This window comes from Parendozoicomonas verongulae, from assembly GCF_009711465.1.
Classification (GTDB): domain Bacteria; phylum Pseudomonadota; class Gammaproteobacteria; order Pseudomonadales; family Endozoicomonadaceae; genus Sansalvadorimonas; species Sansalvadorimonas verongulae.
Genome location: NZ_SMME01000824.1, coordinates 310 through 1142 on the forward strand (window position 1 = coordinate 310; position 833 = coordinate 1142).

At 47.5% G+C, this 833-nt stretch carries 1 protein-coding gene; it reads right to left on the reverse strand.

All coding sequences use genetic code 11. The annotated features are described in order from the left end of the window. Positions 1-761 (reverse strand): hypothetical protein (locus tag E1189_RS10680; RefSeq protein ID WP_196221370.1); only part of this gene is annotated, 761 nt, incomplete at its 3' end. Positions 762-833 lie beyond the last annotated feature (72 nt).

Here is an 833-nt window from a genome sequence, read left to right on the forward strand (position 1 = left end):
TCCATCATGCTTTGCGCTGGCAGTGAGACGCCCTCCTCCGTTATTCCACTACGGAAAACCGGCTCATCAACACGTCTTACAATGGTATCGTCATCCATAGAGGCTTTGGAAAAAGGGGGGGCCAGTTTGACCAGGTCAGTATCAGAAAGTTGTGAATCAAAGAGATCGTAATTGATGATACCCAATGCCCAGTCTTCCTGCTCGTTCAAGCCTTGCAATATAGGTTGAATAGTACTCCTGTATCGTTCCTTACTGACAATGACACAGTCCTTAAGAGCTTTCAGACCTTCAATTGTCTTGTCATCGGGGGTCACCAGCAGATTAATTCCCGATTTCAAGGTTTTGTGCGCCATGCTTCGCAAAAAGGCCTGAAACTTATCCTGCTCCACAACAGCACCATCAGTCATGGGTATGTCCGACAGGTCGATAATAATTGCTTTTTTATGCTCACCTTCCAGCCATGGTGTATCACTGCCTGTCCTTTCAACACCACTCTCCCCCCGGAACTGGCGAGCCTGGCTTTCCTTCAGTGCTGCTATTCTCAAGTGGAATCTTTTGATCTCCACAGGCGTACCCGAACTGCTCTCGGATGAGAGCACGACTGTGTAATCAACGGAACCGGCCTCATAGAAATCCACAACACGTATCGTTTCTCTTATCTTCCCCTCACTATCTGCCCGGATATCTTCTCTCTTGAACACACCCCGCTGGAGGGTTCCCTCTTCGAAAGGATGAATATTCAGCCTGTAGGTCATTGACATATGATTAAGTGGTTTCCTTCCCGGAGCATTTTCCACCGTGATGCAAAAGTCTTTTTCATACACAGAAAGCAC